Below are 547 nucleotides of genomic sequence, written 5' to 3' on the forward strand. Positions count from 1 at the left end.
TCCAGGTGGTCTCCGCCACCATAAAGCACCCGCCGCTGGACCACCCAACCGGTCAGGACCAGCAGCTGCTCCTTCCCCATTACGGCGGCACTCATAGCCCGCCCCTCAGTTGGGACAAAATAGCCTTTACTCCGCAGCTCCGCTCTCCGCCGAACCTGCACTTGACAGCCACACTGAGGGCACAGAATACAATCTCCGGACTCATAGACCACCCCTCCCTCCACTTCGCTGTAGCTCTCCGGGAAGATAAATCCATACCCTCTCTGCCCCATTCCATACTGGTACAATTCCTGATAGCCGCAGCAGGAACACTGTACCCGTACCAGTCTCCGTTTCCGTGGCTTGGCGCATTCGTCCAAAATGAAGTCAAGCCCCCAGTCCTCCACCCATTCCTGTTCATAGATGAATCCGTGGGTATCCAGTTCATCCCGGAGGGCGTCAGCCGCCCAGGTCAGGAACCCATCCGGCGGCGTCCGTGGCACCAGGTTGCGCACATCTTCCATGCTGCTCACCCCAGAAAATCGGCCAGGTCCAGGCTGATCAAACC

1 protein-coding gene is annotated in these 547 nt (G+C 58.7%); it reads right to left on the reverse strand.

Annotation, left to right across the window (positions count from 1 at the left end):
• On the reverse strand, positions 1–503 hold a 503-nt coding region (locus B5F88_RS20060), incomplete at its 3' end, for a hypothetical protein (protein WP_140402250.1).
• Positions 504–547 lie beyond the last annotated feature (44 nt).

Source organism: Flavonifractor sp. An306, assembly GCF_002159455.1.
In the GTDB taxonomy this organism is placed as follows: domain Bacteria; phylum Bacillota; class Clostridia; order Oscillospirales; family Oscillospiraceae; genus Flavonifractor.